2 protein-coding genes are annotated in these 1,271 nt (G+C 68.0%); both read right to left on the bottom strand.

Features of this window, described 5'->3' with window-relative positions; translation table 11 throughout:
- Positions 1-841: alpha-amylase family glycosyl hydrolase (locus ABZX30_RS38200; RefSeq protein ID WP_355943079.1), on the bottom strand; the 841-nt coding region annotated here is incomplete at its 3' end.
- Positions 838-1,271, bottom strand: a 434-nt coding sequence (locus ABZX30_RS38195; RefSeq protein WP_355943076.1) for an alpha-glucosidase C-terminal domain-containing protein, incomplete at its 5' end; no start/stop codon positions are given. The genes ABZX30_RS38200 and ABZX30_RS38195, both read right to left, overlap by 4 nt.

The following is a 1,271-nucleotide window of genomic DNA, read 5'->3' as shown; positions in this document are numbered from 1 at the left end:
CGTCGCCGCCGGCCCGGAAGTCGCCGAAGTAGTCGACGACGTCCTCCGGCCACTGGTTCGCCTCCGCCAGCAGCACGGTGTCCGGGTACATCGCGTCGATCTCGCGGCGGACGCGCCTCAGGAACGCGTGCGTGGCGGGCAGGTTCTCGCAGTTCGTCCCCTCGGACGCGTACAGGTACGGCACGGCGTCCAGCCGGAAGCCGTCGATGCCCAGGTCCAGCCAGAAGCGGAGGGCGGCGAGGATCTCCTCCTGCACGGCCGGGTTCTCGTAGTTGAGGTCCGGCTGGTGCGAGAAGAAACGGTGGAAGTAGTACTGGCCGCGGACCGGGTCATGGGTCCAGTTGGAGGTCTCGGTGTCGACGAAGATGATCCGCGCGTCCTGGTACCGCTTGTCGTCGTCGGCCCACATGTAGTAGTCGCCGTACGGCCCGTCGGGGTTCTTCCGCGACTCCTGGAACCACGGGTGCTGGTCGCTGGTGTGGTTCATGACGAAGTCGATGATCACACGCATGCCGCGCTGGTGGGCGGCGTCGACGAACTCCACGAAGTCGGCGAGGTCACCGAACTCGGGCAGCACGGCGGTGTAGTCGGAGACGTCGTAGCCGCCGTCCCTGAGCGGTGACGTGAAGAAGGGCGGCAGCCACAGGCAGTCCACCCCCAGCCACTGGAGGTAGTCGAGCTTGGCGGTCAGGCCCTTGAGGTCGCCGACGCCGTCACCGTCGCTGTCCTGGAAGGAGCGGACGAGGACCTCGTAGAAGACGGCGCGTTTGAACCAATCCGGGTCCCGGTCCTTGGCGGGAGTGTCCTCGAAGGTGTCCGGGACGGGGCTGTTGACTGTCATGACGCGCTGGGCCCTCCGATCTGAGGCGCGGCGGACGATCGCCGGACATGGAGTACGTGCGCCGGCTCCCGGCCGGGTTCGAGGCGCACGTAGTTGGTCCTGCCCCAGTGGTAGGTCTCACCCGTCAGTTCGTCGTGCACGGACACGGTTGCGTGCTGGTCCAGGCCGAGTCGCGGCATGTCCAGCGAGACCGTCGCCTCCTGGGTGTGGTGGGGGTCGAGGTTGGCGACCACCAGAACCGTGTCCGCGCCGGAGCGCTTGCTGTACGCGATGACGGCGTCGTTGTCGGTCGGGTGGAAGCGCAGGTTCCGCAGGCGCCGCAGCGCAGGATGCCGGCGCCGGATGGTGTTGAGGCGGGTGACGAGGGGGGCGATGGTGCGTCCCTCGCGTGCGGCGGCGGCCCAGTCGCGGGGTTTGAGCTGGTACTTCT

This window comes from Streptomyces sp. NPDC004542 (assembly GCF_040610035.1).
Classification (GTDB): domain Bacteria; phylum Actinomycetota; class Actinomycetes; order Streptomycetales; family Streptomycetaceae; genus Streptomyces.
The sequence above is the reverse complement of the archived record's forward strand: the minus strand, read 5'-3'. Positions and strand labels throughout refer to the sequence as shown.